This is a genomic window from Erwinia typographi (assembly GCF_000773975.1).
Classification (GTDB): Bacteria; Pseudomonadota; Gammaproteobacteria; order Enterobacterales; family Enterobacteriaceae; genus Erwinia; species Erwinia typographi.
In genome coordinates this window covers 338,907-358,740 of the sequence record NZ_JRUQ01000027.1, presented here as the reverse complement: position 1 = coordinate 358,740, position 19,834 = coordinate 338,907, and the positions used below count along the sequence as shown (strand labels likewise).

Below are 19,834 nucleotides of genomic sequence, written 5' to 3'. Positions count from 1 at the left end.
AGCGCCAGCGGCAGGCCCGAAAGCGTAATCAGCGGCAGCGCTATCGCACTCAGGCCGAGAGAAACGCCGACGGCCTGCCCATCTCCCCACGCAAGGTGAAAGCCAGACCACGGCGTCACCCAGACCAGCGTGATAAAGGGAAGGCTGAGCAGCAAAACTGCCGGCATTCCCAGCCAGAAGGCCCGCAATTTACATCGCTCCGCCTTTTGGCTGCCCGTAGCCATTCTTCGCAAACAGCGCCTGTCCTTCACTGCTCTGCATAAACTGGACGAACTGCTTCGCCAGCTCAGGATGCGGCGCATTGTTAAGCACGGCGGCGTAGAAAACCAGCGGCTGGGTGTGCAGCGTTTTCTGCTGGCCTTTCGCATCGGTAATGTCGAAGCTGACCTTGCTGTACCAGTTCGGGTCCATCGCTGGATTACTGAGGTTGATCTCGTCTGGCAGCTTGATATACGGCAGGCCAGCCGAGCGGGTCGCGCTTTCATAGCCGGATGCGGCATCTACCTGTCCGGCTTCGAGGCGGGTCAGCAGTCCCCCTTCAGCAAAGACCTGTTTTGGGTTCTGCGTGTTGCCCAGTACGGCATTTGCCAGGCCCGGCTGCTGGTAGTAGCGCTCCGCCAGCATCATGGTAAAGATAATGTTTTGTCCCTGAGGATCGGTAGCCGGATCGGTACGGCCAAAGCGCAGCGTTGGCGTTTCCAGCACTTTCCACCACGGCTGCGCCCCCGCTTTCCCGCTACGGATAGCGTCAAACGCCTGGGCATATTTGCCCTTTGGATTGTAGGCAATCACCATGCTGGTGCTCGCGACCGGCTCAGCTTTATCCACCAGCCCGGCCTTTTGCAACACTGCAATCGGGCCTGGGGTAATGGAAACAAAGACATCGGCAACCAGCTTTTTAGACGCCAGCAGGTTGGCCATCCCGTAGGCTCCCTGCCCCTGTCCCTGGTAATTAACCTGATGCGACTGAGCAAACGCCGGGCCCAGCGCCTTGTCCATCACCACACCCATCGAACCGGCGTAGGTGACACGAAAGTCTTCTGCGGCATGGGCGGCAAAGACGGTAGAGAGCGTAACGGCAAGGGCGACAAGGCGGGCCGCCGCGCCGGGTTTACAGGAGAAGGACATGGATAATCTCATCGTTATATAGACAGGTACATTACGATAGGCTTTTTGCCAGAGAGATCAATAAACATTGCATCAACGCGGATCTAAACCCGGGCGTTAGCTGGTTGATTTGCGGATGAAATATGCCTTTTTCTCCTCTCCCGTCAAAAGGCGGCGGGCATTTATGCGCAGTGGCTCGCGCACAATTGACTCAGCGCCGCGCCGCCCTTTTTAGCGCTACGCCAGATACTTATTAAACCAGCCCAGGGTTCTTTCCCACGCCAGATCGGCGGCCTTTTTGTCATAGCGTGGCGTGGAGTCATTATGGAAACCGTGGTTCACCTCCGGGTAAATATGCGCCTCGTAGACTTTTTTATCCGCCTTCAGCGCCGCCTCATAAGCGGGCCAGCCCTCGTTGATGCGGGTATCCAGGCCAGCGTAGTGCAGCAGCAGCGGCGCTTTGATGCGGGCGACGTCTTTCGCCGCCGGCTGGCGACCATAGAACGGCACGGCCGCGGCCAGCTCGGGATAAGCCACCGCGGCGGCATTCGCCACGCCGCCGCCGTAGCAGAAACCGATGATCCCCACTTTGCCGGTCGTCCGTGAGTCCTGCATCATAAACTCGACGGCGGCGAAGAAGTCATTCATCAGCTTTGTCGGGTCGATCTGCGATTGCATCTCGCGCCCCTTCTCATCGTTGCCGGGGTAGCCGCCCAGCACGCTCAGCCCATCCGGCGCCAGCGCAATAAAACCGGCCTTCGCCAGCCGACGGGCCACGTCCTCAATATAGGGATTCAGTCCCCGGTTCTCATGGACTACCACCACGGCGGGCAGCTTCCCGGTAGCTTTAGCGGGCTTCACCAGGTATCCCCGCACGGTTTGGTTGCCGTTGGGCGAGGGGTAATGAATGTATTCCGCCAGGATGTCCGGATCGGTGAACGAGACCTGTTCGGCGAGAGCATAGTTCGGGCTCAAGGAAGCCAGCAGCATGGTGGCCGTCAGCCCGCCCACCGCAAATTTACCGGCCAGCGAGAGAAACTCGCGCTTGTTTATTTTGCCGTGTACGTAGTAGTCATAAATTTCAAGCAGCTCGGGGGAAAAGTCTTTCGCAGTCAGACGAGACATAGCAGGGCTCCTTTCACGCATAAGTGGGGAATCACTCATTTACAGTCAAATACATTGCCGCTGCCGTCAAGCCTCTCCCCCCTCTTCTCAGACATAACGGGGGGATGAATACTTTTCTTTACGTTTTATCTTTATTTCACCGCACTTTTTAACAGCGCAGGCCGGGGGAAAATCGGTATGATCGATCGGGTCGTGTTTATTCCGCCACCGAGCCTTATGCCCTATCGCCATGACTGACCAACAGACTGCCTTGCCAACGCCGGTTTTTGACGGCCACAACGATCTCCTGCTGCGTCTGTGGATGCCCGCCGAACAGGACCCTGTTCAGCAGTTTCTGCACGGCTCATTGCCGGGACATCTGGATATGGCGCGCATCGCTCGGGGTGATTTTGCCGGTGGCCTGTTTGCGGTTTTTGTGCCCCCTGCGCAGTTTGTTAAGCAGAGCCGCGCGGAGTATGACGAGGCGTTGCACGATCCGTTAGCCATTACCAGCGCACAAATCGCGCTCCTGCACAGGATTGAGGCGGAGGCCGCAGGCAGGGCAAAAATTTGCCGTACGGCCACAGAGATTAAACGCTGCATTGAGCAGGGCGTGCTGGCGATGGTGCTGCATATTGAAGGCGCTGAGGCGCTGGATGAGGATCTGAGTCAGCTGGATCGCTGGGTCGACGAGGGTCTGCGCAGTATCGGACCGCTGTGGAATCTGCCTAACCGCTTTGGCGTGGGCGTGACGGGCAGCTTTCCCGGTTCGCCGGATACCGGAGACGGCCTGACGCCGCTCGGCCTGGACTTACTGCGCGTCTGCAACCAAAGAAGACTGCTGATTGACCTGTCGCACATGAACGAAAAAGCCTTCTGGCAAACGGCTAACCATAGCAGCGCGCCGCTGGTCGCCACCCATTCGAACGCGCACACCCTCTGCCCGCAGCCGCGTAACCTGACCACCAGTCAGCTCAGGGCGATAGCCGAAAGCGACGGTTTTGTTGGCGTTAATTTTGGCAATGCTTTTCTGCGAGCCGACGGCAAGCGCGACGCCGATACTCCCCTTGACGATATCCTGCGCCATCTTGAAGTCTTGATGGAGACGCTCGGGGAGGATCGCGTGGGGCTGGGTTCAGACTTTGACGGCATCAGCGTGCCGGAAGCATTAACCGACGTGGCCGGACTGCCGCGTCTGATTGCCGCCATGCGCGCGGCTGGCTATTCGCAACATTTGATCGAAAAAATTAGCTGGCGCAACTGGTTGGCCGTTTTGCAGAAAACATGGGGAGAATGAACCACATGGAACATTATGCTGGTTTATTGCTCATTATCCCTGCTGCTTACAGGGTTGATATCGCAAATACTAAAGCGCAACATTTGTGCGCCAAATCTTCGATATTTGACAACAAGCGTTTTACCTGCCGAACTTATTATCGCAGAACCTTTTAATTTTCCGTTAACACCGAGAGGATGCCATTATGTGGACTAAACCTAAATTTGTTGATTTACGCTTAGGTCTGGAAGTGACGCTGTACATCTCCAACCGTTAATCTCTTATGCCCGCGGCTGCCGTGGGCATCTTCTCTTTTCCTTTCCTGGTCTAACCATGCAGATTAACGTTCTCGGTTCTTCGGCGGGTGGCGGCTTCCCTCAGTGGAACTGTAACTGCAGAAACTGTCAGGGCGTGCGTAACGGCACCCTGAAAACGTCGGCCCGTACGCAATCCTCGATTGCATTAAGCGATGACGGCATCAACTTTGTGCTGTGCAACGCCTCACCGGATATCGCTCATCAGCTGGCCGCCACGCCTGCGCTGCTGAAAAAAGATGTCCTGCGCGGCACGGCCATCGGCTCGATCATCCTGACCGACAGCCAGATCGATCATACTGCCGGGCTGCTTAGCCTGCGCGAAGGCTGTCCGCATCAGGTCTGGTGTACGCCAGAGGTCCATGACGATCTCACCACCGGTTTTCCGGTCTTCACCATGCTGACCCACTGGAACGGCGGGCTGGTCCACCACGACATTACGCCTGGCGAGGCTTTCTCCGTCGCCGTCTGTCCCGCGCTGAAATTTACCGCAATTCCCCTGCTGAGCAACGCGCCGCCCTACTCTGCCTGGCGGGATAAGCCGCTGCCCGGCCACAATATCGCGCTGTTTATCGAAGATACCCGCAGCGGTAAGACGCTGATGTATGCGCCCGGCCTGGGCGAACCGGACGGCGAGCTATTGGGTTGGCTGCACAAAGCCGACTGCCTGCTGATCGACGGCACGCTGTGGCAGGATAATGAGCTGGCGAAGACTGGCGTCGGCAGCAACACCGGCAAAGACATGGGTCACCTGGCGCTGGCCGAGGAGCAGGGGCTGATTGCGCTGCTGGCCTCGCTGCCCGCCGAGCGTAAAATCCTTATTCATATCAATAACACCAACCCGATCCTCGACGAAGCGTCGGCTGAACGTCAGATCCTGACGCAGCTGGGCATTGAAGTCAGCTGGGACGGCATGGTGATTGACCTTTAACGAGATGAAAACGATGTCAGAGTTCTCTCCATCAGCACCGATGACGCCAGAAGCGTTTGAGCAGGCCCTGCGCGCCAAAGGCGATTTTTACCATATTCACCACCCCTACCATATTGCGATGCACAACGGCCAGTCTACGCGCGAGCAGATTCAGGGCTGGGTAGCCAACCGCTTTTACTACCAGACGAGCATCCCGCTGAAAGACGCGGCGATCATGGCCAACTGCCCGGATCCACAAACCCGCCGCAAATGGGTTCAGCGTATTCTGGATCACGATGGTCATGAAGGCAGCGAAGGCGGCATTGAAGCCTGGCTGCGGCTGGGCGAAGCCGTGGGGCTGGATCGTGATGTGCTGCTGTCTGAACGCATGGTGCTGCCCGGCGTGCGCTTTGCCGTGGATGCCTACGTCAGCTTTGCCCGCCGCGCCGTCTGGCAGGAAGCGGCCTGTAGCTCGCTGACCGAGCTGTTTGCGCCGCAAATTCACCAGTCGCGTCTCGACAGCTGGCCGCAGCACTACCAGTGGATTGAGGCCGAAGGCTACGGCTATTTCCGTGGCCGCCTGAGCCAGGCCAACCGCGACGTTGAGCACGGTTTACAGCTGGCGCTGGAGTATTGCACCACCGTTGAGAAGCAGCAGCGGATGCTGGAGATCCTCCAGTTCAAGCTGGATATCCTCTGGAGTATGCTGGACGCCATGACCATGGCCTACCAGCTGCACCGTCCGCCTTACCATACCGTGACCGATAAAATGGCCTGGCACAGCACGAGATTACCCTAATGGAAATTCACGATCAGCAGATCCCTGCCTTTCGTCGCGGCTACCGGTTGCAGTGGGAGCAGGCGCAGGATTGCCACGTTATCCTCTACCCGGAAGGGATGGCTAAACTCAATGAGAGCGCCACCGCCATTCTACAACTGGTGGACGGCGTGCGCCCCGTCGCCGCTCTGATTGCCGAGCTGGACGCGCGGTTTCCTGACGCCGGCGGCGTGGGCGACGACGTGAAAGAGTTCTTCGGCCAGGCCTTTGAGCAAAAGTGGATAGTCTTCCGTGAACCAGCTTAAACCTCAGGTCAATCCGCCGCTCTGGCTCCTGGCGGAACTGACCTACCGCTGCCCGTTGCAGTGTCCCTACTGCTCTAACCCGCTGGATTTTGCCCAGCAGGAAAAAGAGCTCACCACTGAGCAATGGATTGAAGTATTTAAACAGGCGCGCCAGATGGGGGCGGTCCAGCTGGGCTTTTCCGGCGGGGAGCCGCTGGTGCGTAAGGATCTGCCGGAGCTGATCCGCGCGGCGAGGGATCTGGGGTTCTACACCAACCTGATCACCTCCGGCATTGGCCTGACCGAGAAAAAGATCGACGCCTTTGCCGAGGCCGGACTGGATCATATCCAGATCAGCTTCCAGGCGAGCGACGAGACGCTGAACGCCGCGCTGGCCGGATCGCAAAAAGCCTTCCAGACCAAGCTGGCGATGGCGAAGGCGGTGAAAGCTCATGGCTATCCGATGGTGCTGAACTTTGTGCTGCACCGTCACAATATCGATCGGATCGATCGGATCATTGAGCTGTGTATTGAGCTGGAAGCGGACGACGTGGAGCTGGCAACCTGTCAGTTCTACGGCTGGGCGCAGCTCAACCGCGAAGGCCTGCTGCCAACCCGCGAGCAGATCGCCCGCGCGGAGGACGTTGTGCATCAGTATCGCCAGAAGATGAGCGCCTCTGGCAACCTTGCCAACCTGCTGTTTGTCACCCCAGACTATTACGAAGAGCGCCCCAAAGGCTGCATGGGCGGCTGGGGAGCCATCTTCCTCAGCGTCACGCCGGAGGGCACCGCCCTGCCGTGCCACAGCGCCCGCCAGTTGCCAGTACAGTTTCCCTCGGTGCTGGAAAACACCTTGCAGGAGATCTGGTTTGAGTCGTTCGGCTTTAATAAATACCGTGGCTTTGACTGGATGCCGGAGCCGTGCCGCTCCTGCTCAGAGAAAGAGAAGGATTTCGGCGGCTGCCGCTGCCAGGCCTTTATGCTGACCGGCAATGCCGATAATACCGATCCGGTGTGCTCTAAATCGCCGCATCACGGCAAAATCCTGCAGGCGCGCGAGCAGGCCAACTGTACTAACATCCAGATTAATCAGCTACAGTTCCGCAACCGCGCGAATTCTCAGCTGATTTTCAAAACCGGGGTCTGAGCGTGCAGGCAGCAACCGGCCTTCAGCAACTGACCCTGGCGAACGGCCTGCGGGTCAATCTGATCCACGATCCTGAGGCTGAACGCGCCGCCGCGCTGCTGCAACTCTCCGCCGGAAGCCACGATGAACCGGCGCAATGGCCCGGCCTGGCGCACCTGCTGGAGCACGAGCTGTTTGCCGGCAGCCAAGGCTATCAGGGCGATCGGCGACTGATGGCCTGGGGACCCGCCAACGGCGCCAGGCTCAATGCGACCACCCAGGCGCATCACACCGCGTGGTTCTTTGACAGCGCGCCCGACCAGTTTGAGCAGGGCCTGCTGAGGCTGGTGGATATGCTTGCGAGGCCGCTGCTTACGGCGGAGTCCGTGGCTCAGGAAACGGCGGTCATCGACGCCGAGTTTCAGATGCTGACCCGCCATGCGGATACGCTGTGCGAAGCCGCGCTAAGCCAGGCCTTTTCCTCGCCGCATCGGCTGCACGATTTTCACGTTGGTAATCTGGCCGCCTTTGGCGAGGATCATGCCGCGCTGCAACAGGCGCTGCGCGACTGGCACCGCGTTTTTTTCCGCGCCGGACATCTGGAAATGTGGCTCCAGGGACCGCAGCCGATGGAACGACTCGCCGAGCTGGCGGAGCAGATCGGAATGGTATTCAGCCCGCTGGCGGCGGAAGCCAAACACGCAGAGCGCCCTCTGATCCTTAACGGATGTCGTTATTATGGCCTGCACAATACGTCGGCAGAGCGCCTGCTGTTAAGCTTTCTGGTAACTGGCGGGCAGTCGCAAAGGTTATCGGTGCTGAGAGAGCTGCTGACGGACAGGGCCGCCCACAGCCTGCTGGCAACGCTGCGTGAACAGGGACTTTGCGACGCTATACAGCTGCTGGAGCCTTATCGCAGTCCGCAGCAATCGCTGATTAGCGTCCAGTTTACGCTGTGCGAGGGCGCCAGTCCGGCAGCCGTGGAATCAGTCTTCGCCTGCTGGCTGAGTCAGTTAGCTGGCCTCAGCGCCAGCGAACTGGCGCACTATGCGGACCTGGCCAGACGCCAGTTCGCTCATCTTTCCGGCCTCGATCAGCTGCGCGCCCGCGCCTTTGGATTTCCGCCACCGGATGAAGAGTCCGTTAAGCTTAGCGAAGGCTGGCGAGCGCTGTCAGCACAGCTCAGGCCAGAGGAAATGACGCGGCTGTGGGTGGCGCCTTCTATCACGGCCAGCCATCAGCGGATTCAGGGATTTAGCCTGCAAACCGGCGAGGTCACCTGGCCTGCCAGCCTCCGCTATGACGGGCCTGAGATGACGTTTTACGCCGCCGCCAGGCCGCTGCCGCGCCCTTCTCTGCCGCAAGACGCCGCGCCGCTCAGCGCCGTTCCGGCTTTGGGGGCTCCCCTGCTGCTGATCTCGCCTCCCGCCGGTCAGCCGCTCTCCCGCCAGTCCGCCGCGCTGATGGAGGCTGCGCTACAGCCGGTTATCGGGCTTTGCCAGCATCACGGCGGCGAGCTGAGCTTTAGCCAGCAGCAGGGGATCTGGCTGCTTCAGCTCAGCGGTACGCCGGAGCTGATGGCAAGCACGCTTTCGTCCGCGATTGACGCGCTGATCGCGCCGCCAGCGGCGGTTATCGCCCGGGGCGAGCGGCTGTATCGTCAGTTTACCCAGTCACAGCGTGCGGAGATTGCCGTACGCGCGCTGCTGTCGCACCTTCCCGACCTGCTGACTGAGGAGACGCCACACGCGCCGCAGCGCTGGCAGGCAACGCTGTACGGCGGCGATGCTGACCTGCACCAGCCTCTTTCACGGCTGCTTTCCCGCTGGCCTGGCAAATGCGTTCTGCCGCCGCAGGTCCCGGCTCATCCTCTCCCGGATCGCCACGAATACGCCTTTCCGACGGCCGGTCAGGATGCGGCCGCGCTACTTTTTTGCCCGCTGGCAGAAAACAGCGCAGAATGCTTCGCGGCCTGGCAACTGCTGGCAGCCTTGTTTGAGCCACGCTTCTTTCAAAAACTCCGGGTAGAGCTGAACATTGGCTACGCGGTGAGCTGCCGTTTTCATTATGCTGCTGGCGTGGCCGGCATCCTGTTTGCGCTCCAGTCCCCTGAACTGACCAGCGGCCAGCTTTGTCGACATATCGCCGATTTTATTGCTGATATGTCCGGGGTTATCGCCAAAACAGACGATGAAACCCTTAGCGAAAGAGCCGCCACGCTGAGCCACGCCCTGCCGCTGATAGTGCCCAAAACCCACGTAAACTGCCTGCAACACTGGCAGCAGAGGCAGCTGACTCTGCCGATCTCAGGCGTCGATATCTACGCCGCACTCTCTGTCGAAAAACTCCAGCGCTATTACCGTCTTTTCATCGCGGAGAAACAGCGCTGGTGGCGCCTGACTAACGCTAAATGAGGCCGGGCAAACCGTCAGCGACTGCTTAAAGTTAAGCCACTTTGTACCGATAACCTTTTTACCAGGCTATCCCCCCTTACAGAGTGCGCACTATGCTTAAAAATATTAAAGTCGTCACCAGCATTGTGATAATGCTGATTGTTTTTAGTGGGCTCCTGCTGATTTGCAGCGGCCTCTCCTTTAGAGCCATCAACCAGGACAAAAACAACTTTATCCGTTCCAGTATGCTGACCCGTCAACAGGGCCAGATGAGCGATGCCCGGCAGACGCTGCTCAAAACGCGGATCACCATCAACCGCGTGGCTATCCGTATATTGAAAAAGCAGACCGATGAAGCCTCTCAGGCGGCGATGGCCAAACTACTGGCTTCCGCTTCCGCCTCGCTTGCTGACGCGGCACAGCATTATGCCCTCTATAAAAAGGCTCCCGCCATTGTCGGACAAAGTCCGGAACTGGCTGCCACCCTCGCCAGCAATTACCAGCAGATGTTTGATACGATGAAAATGTCGATTCAGTACCTGGCAGCGAACAACTACGAAGCCTACGGTAACCTGGACGCACAGAAAGCGCAGGACGATCTGGAGGTCAGCTTTAATCAATGGCGCAAGCAGAACGTCGGGCTACAGGCGATCGGCATGAGTGAAAACCAGCAGGGCTATACGCATATGGTCTGGACCCTGGGCGGCGTGGTGATAGTGCTGCTGCTGCTGGTTACCACGATCTGGGTGGTGATTAAGGGCGTGCTGCTGGTCCCGCTGAAGCAGGTAATGGCCCACATTGAAAGCATCGCGGCGGGCGATCTCTCCGCCACGCTGGCGGTGGAAGGCCGCAGTGAAATAGCGATGCTCGCCAGCAACCTTAATGCGATGCAGCAGGCTTTGATTGTCACCGTCAGCCACGTCCGTGACAGCTCAAATGCCATCTATACCGGCGCCAGTGAAATCTCCACGGGTAACAACGACCTCTCATCACGCACCGAACAGCAGGCCGCCTCGCTGGAAGAAACCGCCGCCAGTATGGAGCAGCTCACCGCCACGGTGAAACAGAATGCCGAAAACGCCCGCCAGGCTTCACAGCTGGCGAAAAGCGCCTCTGAGACCGCCGGGAAAGGCGGAAAAGTAGTGGATGGCGTGGTGAAAACCATGAGTGAGATTGCCGGAAGTTCCCAGAAAATAGCCGATATTACCAGCGTGATCGACGGTATTGCTTTCCAGACAAATATCCTGGCGCTGAACGCGGCGGTTGAGGCCGCCCGCGCAGGCGAACAGGGGCGCGGCTTTGCCGTGGTCGCGGGCGAAGTACGCAATCTTGCTCAGCGCAGCGCCCAGGCGGCGAAAGAGATTAAAACGCTGATTGAGGACTCCGTCAGCCGGGTGGATGCCGGATCGATCCAGGTCGCCACCGCCGGAGAAACGATGCACGATATCGTCAATGCGGTGGTACGGGTCACCGATATTATGGGCGAGATTGCCTCAGCCTCCGACGAGCAGAGCCGCGGTATCGATCAGATTGGTCTGGCGGTCACCGAAATGGATCGCGTGACCCAGCAGAACGCCTCGCTGGTGCAGGAGTCTGCGGCGGCTTCGGCCTCGCTGGAAGACCAGGCCAGCCGACTCGCTCAGGCGGTTGCGGTGTTTAAAATTGGTCAGCCAGCTCTGGCTCCGGCGATCGATAAACCGGTGAAAGCGGCACCAGCCGCGCTGCCGCGTAAGGCCATCGCGGTCGGCGCTGACCAGGGCAATTGGGAAACGTTTTAATCCTCTCCGGCGGCCTCATCCCTGCGCGGGGCGAGGTCGCTTATTGCCAGGATGCCGGGTGCCGCCAATCATCGGCAGCACCTCGCGCATCAGCGCCAGAAATTGACGCAGCTTGGCCGGATAAAATCGCGCCCAGGGATAAACCAGATACACCGGCAAAGGCTCCGCGTGCCAGGCCGGACAGAGATGCCTCAGACGCCCTGTTTCAATGTCCTCTTTTACCGCCCAGGACGAGGCGATCCCCGCTCCCATTCCTGCCAGCACCGAATTACGTAGCGCATACAGGCTGTCGGTCAGCAGCCGGGGACGAATGTCGATACGCTGCGTCTCGCCACGATCGTTGTTCAGCACCACCTGCTGACGATAGAAGGTACTTAAGGCTACCCAGGGCAACCCGGCCAGTGAAGCAGGCCGATCCGACCCGGTCTGGTTCACCAGGATCTCAGGTGAGGCCACCACAATACGCGGCACTTCCGCCACCAGCTGAGCGACAACCGAGGGATCGGTCAGCGCGCCCACATGAACCGCGCAGTCGACCCCTTCCGCGATAAAGTCTGGCCGCCGATCGCTAAGCATCCACTCCACGGTCATTTTTGGGTAGCGGCGAAGATAGTCCTGAAGCGGCAAAATCATCTGCTCCTGGCCGAAAGCGTGCGGCACCAGCACCCGCAGAACGCCTTTCGGCTCCTCGGCCGCGCCGCGCAAATCGTCCTCTGTCGCCTGCCAGCGTTCGACCAGCGCTTTAGCATGGGCCAGACAGCGTTCGCCCTCATCGGTCAGCTTCATCACATGCGTGGTGCGCTGAAGCAGTTTCACCCCCAGCAGACGCTCGAGGGATTGCAGCCTCCGGCTGGCGGTGGGCTGAGTGGTATTGAGGCGGATAGCGGCCGCAGACAGGCTGCCTGCTTCGACAATTCGCACAAAGGTTTGCATTAACTCTATACGGTCAATGCCTGACACCAGGCTCTCTTTCATACGCAAAGCGTATAACAGTTTTACCTGTGGGACGACTACCCTTCGCCGGGAAAACGGGTGAAACTGTGATCATCGTCGCACAACAGAGTAATCACCATGCCGACTATTGCTTCACATGAACCAGGCATCAGCGGCCGTACGGTACTGATGCTCGCCACCGGCGCCGGATTTGCCGTGGCGTCAATTTACTATAGCCAGCCGATGCTGGGGATTTTCGTTAACGAACTGCACGCAGGCGTCAGCACCGTTGGCCTGGTGCCGACGCTGACCCAGATTGGCTATGCGCTGGGGATTTTGCTGCTGGCGCCGCTGGGCGATCGCCACGATCGTCGCCAGGTCATGGTGGTTAAAGGGCTGCTGCTGACGCTGGCGCTGCTGCTCAGCGCCTTCAGCGGCGGCATCGCTATGCTGCTGGTCGCCAGCCTGGCGGTAGGGATCGCCGCGACGATGGCGCAGGATATCGTTCCTGCCGCCGCAACGCTCTCTCCTGCCGCGAAGCGAGGGAAAACGGTCGGCACGGTAATGACCGGCCTGCTGCTGGGGATACTGCTCTCAAGGGTGCTGAGCGGGTTTGTGGCGGAATATTTTGGCTGGCGGAGTATGTTTGGCGCCGCCGCGCTGATGGTGGTGGCGATTACCCTGGTGCTGTGGCGCAGCCTGCCTGCGATCCCTGCCGCCACCAGTATGAGCTACCCGGCGCTGCTCTCCTCAATGCGCCATCTGTGGACCGGTTATAACGCCCTGCGCAGAGCCACGCTGGCGCAGGCTCTGCTCTCCGTTGGCTTCAGCGCCTTCTGGTCGACGCTCGCCGTCATGCTGCATGATACCTATCAGCTGGGCAGCGCCACTGCCGGGATGTTTGGACTGGCAGGCGCGGCCGGTGCGTTAGCCGCCCCGCTGGCAGGCTCGCTCGCCGATCGCCGCGGTCCGGGACTGGTGACAAGAATTGGCACCACGCTGGCGACCCTCTCCTTTGCCCTGATGTTTTTGCTGCCGCTGCTGTCCGCGCCTTACCAGCTGACGCTGATTGTGCTCTCGGCGATAGGCTTTGACTTCGGCGTGCAGGCCACGCTGGTCTCACACCAGGCCATCATCTTCAGCCTGGAACCGGCGGCACGCAGCCGCCTGAATGCGCTGATGTTTACCGGCGTGTTTATCGGCATGGCTACTGGCTCAGCGCTGGGCAGCGTGATTCTGGAATATGCAGGCTGGCAGGGCGTAGTGGTTCTGCTGACCCTGAGCGGCTTTAGCAGCATGGTGGTCCGTATGACGGGGCGTAGGAAAACGGCGGCAGGTTGCCGGTCGCCGGTGAAATAGAGAGGAATGGGCCGGAAAGCGAGACGGCTTTCCGGCTTTTGCTTCAGCGTAGTCGCGAGATTAAAATCCGTAGCGGATCGCATCCTTACTTTGCTGCATCAGGCCATCAATCTTGACCGAATACAGCTCAACGCCTGCGCCATCGCCAGCCTGTGAGCACTGACGCCGTTTGGCGTTGTAAGCCTTCATTAGCTGCGCCTGGGCGAAACCGGGCTTGCCGTAGCACTCCACGCTTTTTTCCCAGCAGAGGATCGCACTGTCGGTCTGCTGCTGTTCCTGATACTTTTTTCCCAGCTCGTTCAGGGCGCTGGCACACTCTTTGGCCGGAAGCCCCTGCTGGAGAATCTCTGTAATTTCCCGATCCATAACGTCTCCTTAATGGAAGAAGTTGAGAACGTGCCCGAATATCAGCCCGACGCTGATCACATCCGAGTCACTGAAGGTCACGTTGGACATGCCGTACTGTCCCAGCAGCGGCAGCAGCAGCGCCGGAAGCAGGGTGATAAACAGTCCGTGGAACACGCCGCCGATAATCGCCCCGCGACGGCCGCCGACCGCATTGGCAAAAATACCCGCCGTACCGCCAGCAAAGAAGTTAGTCAGCATACCTGGCAGGATCATCGCCAGCCCGACCCACGGGAACAGGAACATGCCGATCACCGAACCAATCGTGGTAGAGATAAAGCCAATAATTACCGCGTTGGGGGCATAGGGGAACAGCACCGGGCAGTCCAGCGCCGGGACGGCGTTAGGCACGATGCGCAGCGCAATACCACGGAAAGCCGGAACAATTTCCGCCAGCAGCAGACGCACGCCGGACAGCAGGACGTACACCCCAACCACAAACTGGATCGCCTGGAGGAATGAGTAAACCAGATAGTTGACGCCGTTAGAGGAAGCGGCCACCACTTCCGGGCCTGCGGCAATCGCCGGGATCAGGTAGATCGGGATCATCACTACCATCATCGACAGATAGGTATCCTGCAGGAAGGAGAGCGCCTGCGGCAGCTCCAGATCCTCGGTACTTTTGCTGGCATCCCCGGTCACCTTCGCCACGCCAGCCTGCACGATATAGCCGACGGTACAGAAATGTCCCAGCGCGATATCATCGCCACCGGTGATTTTCCGCACGATGGGCTGGGCCAGCGCGGGCATAAAGACCGCCATCAGTCCGGCAATCACCCCGCCGAGCACGATCAGCTCAACTCCGCGCAGCCCACCCATATAGCCGATAACCGAACAGACGGTTGCCATCCACAGCGAGGCCTGTCCGGTCAGGAAGATATATTTAAAACGAGTGAAGCGGGCGATAGCGATGTTGACAATAAAGGCGATCACCATAATTAACGCCGTTTCACGTCCCAGCGTTTGCTGCGCGATCCCGGCGATGGAGCCTACGTCGGTGACCACGCCACGCATATTGAATCCTTTCTGGAATATTTCGCCCAGGAAGGTCAGCGTAGCCACAATAATGTTGGCGCCAGCCAGCAGGACTAAAAAGCCCAGCAGCGTTTTCAGCGTACCGGTGATCACCTGACCGGGGCTTTTCTTCAATGAAATCAGGCCGATCATCGCTATCAACGAGATCAATATTGATGCCTGCCCAAGCACATCGTGTACGATAAAGGTAAGGAAAGACATAGAGAATCCCCTGTTTTCTTCCACAGTAAACGGATAATTAATAAAAATTAATTCAGATAGCCTTTTTCTTTTAGGATCGGTTCCAGCTTGGTTTTAATTTCATTTTTATCGACCAGCCGTTTGAGATAAATAATGGTCGAATTAATGGTGTAGTGCTGGAACTGCGAGCGGAAATTCTCGCCGGTCATAATAATATCGGCCCGCGATGACGTCGCGCTGGAGATATCACAGTGGGACAGATCAGCATCAACGCCCAGGTCTTTCAGCGCCGCCTCAATGCTCATTTCACAGGCGAAGCTGCTGCCCAGCCCGGCCCCGCAAACTGCAAGAATAGATAACTTTTTCATCAGGTATTCCTTAGTTGATCATCTGTAGGTTTCTTGCCGCTACCACTAAATGCGGATCTAATTGCCGTTTTTCTTTTGCGATCTCCCGCAGCGGCACGCCGATCGCGTTGCCGCGATCCATGCCGATCGCCAGCCCCAACGTCCCCTCGCGGATCGCCTGCAAAGCACGCTGGCCTAACGCCACGGCAGCCAGCCGATCTTCCGCAACCGGGATCGCCGCACGCTGGCAATACCCCGGCAGCGTATGCCGCACCGGCACGTCCAGCGCGGCGGCAAGCTGTTGGCCCAGCGCCAGCGAACCGCCCTGGCTGCCCACCACGGCCTTATCGGCAGCGCTGCCTTCCGCACAGACGACAATCCCGTAGCCGAAAGGCCCCGCCATGCACGCCCGCAATCGGGCTTGCAGCCACAGCCCGTCAACCGGCTGCTCCGGCAGAATCACCGCGTGTGCCGCGCCAGCCAGCGCGCCGCTCAGCGCGATATGCCCACTTTCCGCGCCAAACGCCTCCAGCACATAGATGCGTCCGGGCATGTTATGGGCCGTGCCGTGCAGCTGATCCAGCGCCTGCGTCACTACGGACACCGCGCTGCCAAAGCCCAGCGTGTAATCCGTGTAGCGGATATCGTTGTCAATGGTCATCGGTATCAGCAGCGTTGGCAGCCCCTCTTCATTCAGCAAATTAGCCGCCTGGAGCGAGCCGCCGCCGCCAAACACCACCAGCAAATCTATCCCCAGGCTATGCAGCCGCTGACGAATCTGCTGTCGACCCTCGATCTGCCAGGGCAGTTGACTGCGGGCGCTACGCAGCACATTACGGTTGCTGGCAACGCCCTCCCTCACCTGCTCCGGCCTCAGAATAAAAGCATCCTGTTGCACAATGCCGTCATAGCCGCCATGAAATGCCACTACCGCAAAATTATTCTGCTGGATAAGCGGTAAAATGGCCGAATTAATACCTGCCGCATCGCCACCGCTGGCAATGATAGCGATTCTTTTCATGATGACTCACGTTCAGAACTGGCTGAGAATAGCCAATACGTCCTGTTTTGTTCGGGCAGATCTTAATTTACCGACCGTCTCTTCTTCACAAAAAAGCTGTGAAAGGCTGGCAATCATCTCAATATGAGAATGGCTGTCAACCGCGGCCAGAGCGAATACAACATAAACCGGGTCATTATCAGGGCTGTCAAAACTCACTCCCTCAGAAATAATCAACAGAGACAGTGCCGTTTTAATTACGCCCTCTTCTGGTCTGGCATGAGGCATAGCAATGCCCTCTCCCAAAACATAATAAGGCCCTATTTCCCGGTGCATATCATAGATAGCTTGCAGGTAGCGAGGCTCCACGGCACCGGCCTCAACCATCGGCTGTACCGCAATGGCCACGGCCTGCTGCCACCCCTCAACATGCGTTACCATATTAAGGTTAGTTTCATTAATCCAGTCAGTCAGCATAGTCGTCCTTATATTAAAATCAGGAATTTATTTAATATACTTACCGGACATCATTAAAAACGTGATCTACTTACCTATTTGAAACTTAAATAAAATATTTTCGATATCGAAAGGGGAATTAAATTACAACAACCGTAGCCTTTCGCTGGTTATAATAACAAACCAGTAAAAGCAATATAAATAAACAGCCTTGTTCAGAATATTTCCCACTCACACCTTCAGTGGGTAAATCATTATTTATAATTAACTGTTGATAATACCTCATGAGTCCAGTTGAGCAGATTTCCGCTATCCACCGTTTTAGTCTGATCGGCGATATAAACGGGGCCCAGTCGCATGGGTTCCGCACGTTCAGCCAGCGCAATCAGTTCCGGTATATATTCCGCTCCCGGATGACCCGGTAAGCGACTCGCCAGCCTGGACTCATACCGCTGAGCGGCCAGTTCGCCCGGCAGTTGGCACCAGATTTCCGCCACGGCGGTCACCTGCGCCTGATGCAGAAAACCAACCAGGCTCTCTTTTGGCTGAAAGCCAAACCAGGCATCAACAATAAAGGTACAACCCTGTGGGGCGGCGGCAATCACAGACCAGATGGCCTGATAGCTGGCAATGCCCAGCCGACGGTTCAACGCGCGATCCACATTCTCAAGCTGACGCATAAAGGGCTCTTTGATCCCGTCAACGGACAGCACGGGCCAGCCGGTCGCGGTTGCCAACTCTCTGGCAATGCTGCTTTTTCCTGAGGCGGGGATGCCGTTCACCATCACCACGCGCTTGCCGTTATGCAAGGCGTTGCTGGCTGCCATTTGCCCTTCAGACATTCACCTGCTCCTCGCGGGTTGCCGGTTGTTGGGATGCAACGAAATATTTTCCGATCACGGCCTGGATCTCTTTCAGCCTTGGCACGGCTAAAGTTTCCAGCTTTTCACGCGTCACGCTGCGGTCCAGTGAGATGCAGTCTTTCCATAATGCCCTGCCGGCAATCACGCCGGAAGCCCCGTTGCTCATTGCATCCGCTACCTGTCCCAGGAATGTGGAGTGATCGACGCCCGCTGACAGCACGGCCCACGGAACATCACCGGCCAGCGCCGTAATAGCGGCACAGTCTTTTGCCGACCCAGGATACGGAATTTTCAGCACTTTCGCACCGCATTCCAGCGCCAGTTTGGTGCCGTCATAAATCAGCGCAGGCACTTTACTTTTATACTCAGCGTCGCTTTCACCTTCCAGCGGATAGGTCAGAAACTCGACCACCAGCAGCAGATCCTCGCGGGCAAAGTCTTCCACGCAGTGGCGGAGAATTGCCAGGTTGTGCTCGTTAGCCTCCGGGCGATCGGCGCGCAGGTACACCATGATTTTCCCGCCGTTGCCGCCCAGTTCCCGAACTCGACGAGCGGTGATGCCTTCCACCAGGCGAGAGTTGCGATACCCTTCTTTTGTGGTGTCCCAGCCGGAAGCATCCAGCCCGATGAGCAGCGCAGTATCTCTGGCAATGACGCCGTCGTCTACCAGCTCTGGCACCGCGCAAACCGGATCGACCAGCACGCAGGAGGCCTGGCTGGCAAGATATTGCGTGATATCGGCCTTAATGCCGCCCAGCTGCTTTTCAGAAATCGCTTTCTGCTGCTCAGGGTCGGAGGTGAGTAAACTGCGCATCGCGCCGCGCTGGTCGCAGGCGATAACTAACATCGCGCCGTTGCTGCCGCAAATTTGCTGATAACCACGCAGTTCTGAAGTGGACATGTGTGACATTTGACTCTCCCAGGTTCTGTTTTCAGGTTTTAAAACACGGTTACTGCCTCTACTTTCTTGCTGCTGTTCCGTTTTCCCGGCTGCGCGGACAAGGCCTCAAGATGGCGTCCTGTCAGGGTTTCGCCGGGTTTACGCATTGCAATTTAACGGGTGTTGCGCAATAATTCCCCAATCGATGAACTGAGTGTAATACATTGCAGAAAGGAATTTCAAGCTGAAAGAACCTCTTTTACAAGACGCCGCCACCACGCGGGCGATGATGCACATGGTGGCAAAGCTGCACTATCAGTCAGATATGGCGCAGGTCGACATTGCCAAAAAGCTGGGGGTGTCCACCGCCACCATCTCGCGTCTGCTGAATAAGGCCAGAGCGGCCGGGATCGTGCGCATTGAGGTGGTCGAGCTCACCTCGCCAGAAGAGATCACCGCCGATCTTATCCAGCGCCTGGGGTTGAAAAACGCTGCGGTTGTCGAGCCGCCGCCCACCAATGTGCTGGGGTCGTTGACCACGCCGCTGGCAGGATTGTTGCAGCAGGCGGGCCTGACGGCGGGTTCGGTGGTGGGAATAGGCTGGGGACGAGCGGTGCGTGAAGTCACGATGGCGGGTCTGCCGCGCGTGCCGGGCGTGCTGACCGTCGCGCTGAACGGCGGTATGCAGCAGGCGGCAGCGCATTTCCAGATCAACGAGTTTGTGCGCCAGGCCGCTGAGCTGATGGGCGGGACGCCGCATTTTCTCCATGCGCCCTATATCTCATCGCCGATGCTGCGTGACGCCTTCCTGTGCGATCCGGGCGTGCAGCAAATTATTTCACTGTGGGACAATCTCGACGTGGCGATTGTCGGCGTCGGTCTGACTCACACTCCAGCTCCGGCGGAAACCACCACCGCCACTGCGGACGAGCAGGCGCTGAGTCATGCGGCGGGCGATGTGCTGCGGCACTACGTGACGGAAGAAGGCGAGATCCTGCACTGGGAAGGCGAGGAGCGAATGATTGCCGCTTCTCCGGCCCAGCTGCGCAACACGCCGCTGACGATTGGCGTTGCCGCCACGCCGGAGAAAGCCGCTGGCATTATTGGCGCGGTACGATCGGGGATGATTAATTCACTGGTCACCGACGTGAAAACCGCCCAGGCCATTCTTGACCGGCTGATAGTGGAATAAGCGTATTTCTCCCCCTTTTCAGGGGGATAAAAAATACATCACCCAGCCGAAAACCGTTATTTTCGCTAATAGTCTCGCTCGCTATTTAATAATAAGAATGGTTATCAAAACCAT

General features: G+C 58.2%; 20 protein-coding genes. 10 read left to right on the top strand and 10 right to left on the bottom strand.

The genetic code is table 11. From position 1 onward, the window contains the following. Nucleotides 1-189: 189 nt before the first annotated feature. Both NG99_RS08915 and yghX read right to left on the bottom strand, forming a co-directional pair. Entirely contained in the window at nucleotides 190-1,128 is a 939-nt protein-coding gene (locus tag NG99_RS08915; protein WP_198138749.1) for an extracellular solute-binding protein, read from the bottom strand. Nucleotides 1,129-1,344: 216 nt separating this feature from the next. Next, complete coding sequence (yghX, locus tag NG99_RS08910; protein WP_034891022.1) at nucleotides 1,345-2,232, bottom strand: YghX family hydrolase; 888 nt, start codon at nucleotides 2,230-2,232, stop codon at nucleotides 1,345-1,347. A gap of 229 nt (nucleotides 2,233-2,461) precedes the next feature. On the opposite strand from yghX, the gene NG99_RS08905 reads away from it, so the two are divergent. The 8 genes from NG99_RS08905 to NG99_RS08875 all read left to right on the top strand — a co-directional run bounded on the left by NG99_RS08905 (nucleotide 2,462) and on the right by NG99_RS08875 (nucleotide 11,070). Continuing rightward, a complete protein-coding gene (locus tag NG99_RS08905) occupies nucleotides 2,462-3,508 on the top strand; it encodes a dipeptidase (RefSeq protein ID WP_034891019.1) in 1,047 nt (348 codons plus the stop codon). 184 nt (nucleotides 3,509-3,692) lie between these two features. After that, entirely contained in the window at nucleotides 3,693-3,764 is a 72-nt protein-coding gene (pqqA, locus tag NG99_RS28165) for a pyrroloquinoline quinone precursor peptide PqqA (protein ID WP_071822147.1), read from the top strand. 56 nt (nucleotides 3,765-3,820) lie between these two features. Then, on the top strand, nucleotides 3,821-4,732 hold the full coding sequence (pqqB, locus tag NG99_RS08900; protein WP_034891015.1) for a pyrroloquinoline quinone biosynthesis protein PqqB: 912 nt from the start codon (nucleotides 3,821-3,823) through the stop codon (nucleotides 4,730-4,732). Nucleotides 4,733-4,745: 13 nt separating this feature from the next. After that, on the top strand, nucleotides 4,746-5,510 hold the full coding sequence (pqqC, locus tag NG99_RS08895; protein ID WP_034891115.1) for a pyrroloquinoline-quinone synthase PqqC: 765 nt from the start codon (nucleotides 4,746-4,748) through the stop codon (nucleotides 5,508-5,510). A gap of 5 nt (nucleotides 5,511-5,515) precedes the next feature. Next, on the top strand, nucleotides 5,516-5,794 hold the full coding sequence (gene pqqD / locus NG99_RS08890; RefSeq protein ID WP_084110473.1) for a pyrroloquinoline quinone biosynthesis peptide chaperone PqqD: 279 nt from the start codon (nucleotides 5,516-5,518) through the stop codon (nucleotides 5,792-5,794). Continuing rightward, complete coding sequence (pqqE, locus tag NG99_RS08885; RefSeq protein WP_034891009.1) at nucleotides 5,781-6,920, top strand: pyrroloquinoline quinone biosynthesis protein PqqE; 1,140 nt, start codon at nucleotides 5,781-5,783, stop codon at nucleotides 6,918-6,920. The genes pqqD and pqqE overlap by 14 nt, the downstream gene beginning before the upstream one ends. A gap of 2 nt (nucleotides 6,921-6,922) precedes the next feature. Then, on the top strand, nucleotides 6,923-9,313 hold the full coding sequence (gene pqqF / locus NG99_RS08880; protein ID WP_034891005.1) for a pyrroloquinoline quinone biosynthesis protein PqqF: 2,391 nt from the start codon (nucleotides 6,923-6,925) through the stop codon (nucleotides 9,311-9,313). Nucleotides 9,314-9,405: 92 nt separating this feature from the next. After that, nucleotides 9,406-11,070: a methyl-accepting chemotaxis protein gene (locus NG99_RS08875; RefSeq protein WP_034891002.1), complete on the top strand. Its 1,665-nt coding sequence runs from the start codon at nucleotides 9,406-9,408 to the stop codon at nucleotides 11,068-11,070. Between the two features lie 15 nt (nucleotides 11,071-11,085). Here NG99_RS08875 and NG99_RS08870 read toward each other — a convergent pair whose 3' ends face one another. Next, nucleotides 11,086-12,045 (bottom strand): LysR family transcriptional regulator, encoded by a 960-nt coding sequence (locus NG99_RS08870; RefSeq protein ID WP_034890999.1) that lies wholly within the window; start codon nucleotides 12,043-12,045, stop codon nucleotides 11,086-11,088. Nucleotides 12,046-12,141: 96 nt separating this feature from the next. On the opposite strand from NG99_RS08870, the gene NG99_RS08865 reads away from it, so the two are divergent. Further along, nucleotides 12,142-13,362, top strand: a complete 1,221-nt coding sequence (locus NG99_RS08865; protein ID WP_034890996.1) for an MFS transporter — start codon at nucleotides 12,142-12,144, stop codon at nucleotides 13,360-13,362. A gap of 60 nt (nucleotides 13,363-13,422) precedes the next feature. Here NG99_RS08865 and NG99_RS08860 read toward each other — a convergent pair whose 3' ends face one another. The 7 genes from NG99_RS08860 to NG99_RS08830 all read right to left on the bottom strand — a co-directional run bounded on the left by NG99_RS08860 (nucleotide 13,423) and on the right by NG99_RS08830 (nucleotide 18,558). Next, nucleotides 13,423-13,728 (bottom strand): hypothetical protein, encoded by a 306-nt coding sequence (locus NG99_RS08860; RefSeq protein WP_034890993.1) that lies wholly within the window; start codon nucleotides 13,726-13,728, stop codon nucleotides 13,423-13,425. 9 nt (nucleotides 13,729-13,737) lie between these two features. Then, nucleotides 13,738-15,003 (bottom strand): PTS sugar transporter subunit IIC, encoded by a 1,266-nt coding sequence (locus NG99_RS08855; RefSeq protein WP_034890990.1) that lies wholly within the window; start codon nucleotides 15,001-15,003, stop codon nucleotides 13,738-13,740. Nucleotides 15,004-15,050: 47 nt separating this feature from the next. After that, a complete protein-coding gene (locus NG99_RS08850; protein WP_034890987.1) occupies nucleotides 15,051-15,350 on the bottom strand; it encodes a PTS sugar transporter subunit IIB in 300 nt (99 codons plus the stop codon). A 10-nt stretch (nucleotides 15,351-15,360) separates the two neighbouring features. Continuing rightward, nucleotides 15,361-16,350 carry a 6-phosphofructokinase gene (locus NG99_RS08845; protein WP_034890984.1) on the bottom strand — a complete coding sequence of 330 codons (990 nt, stop codon included), beginning with the start codon at nucleotides 16,348-16,350 and terminating at the stop codon, nucleotides 15,361-15,363. Nucleotides 16,351-16,362: 12 nt separating this feature from the next. After that, the gene (locus tag NG99_RS08840) at nucleotides 16,363-16,806 is read right to left on the bottom strand and encodes a PTS sugar transporter subunit IIA (protein WP_034890981.1); all 444 of its coding nucleotides are present in this window, start codon (nucleotides 16,804-16,806) and stop codon (nucleotides 16,363-16,365) included. A gap of 233 nt (nucleotides 16,807-17,039) precedes the next feature. Next, nucleotides 17,040-17,627: an AAA family ATPase gene (locus NG99_RS08835; RefSeq protein WP_034890978.1), complete on the bottom strand. Its 588-nt coding sequence runs from the start codon at nucleotides 17,625-17,627 to the stop codon at nucleotides 17,040-17,042. Beyond that, complete coding sequence (locus NG99_RS08830) at nucleotides 17,620-18,558, bottom strand: tagatose-bisphosphate aldolase (RefSeq protein WP_034890975.1); 939 nt, start codon at nucleotides 18,556-18,558, stop codon at nucleotides 17,620-17,622. The genes NG99_RS08835 and NG99_RS08830 overlap by 8 nt, the downstream gene beginning before the upstream one ends. 265 nt (nucleotides 18,559-18,823) lie before the next feature. Between NG99_RS08830 and NG99_RS08825 the strand changes: the two genes are divergently transcribed. Further along, nucleotides 18,824-19,720 carry a sugar-binding transcriptional regulator gene (locus NG99_RS08825; protein ID WP_034891112.1) on the top strand — a complete coding sequence of 299 codons (897 nt, stop codon included), beginning with the start codon at nucleotides 18,824-18,826 and terminating at the stop codon, nucleotides 19,718-19,720. Nucleotides 19,721-19,834: the final 114 nt, after the last annotated feature.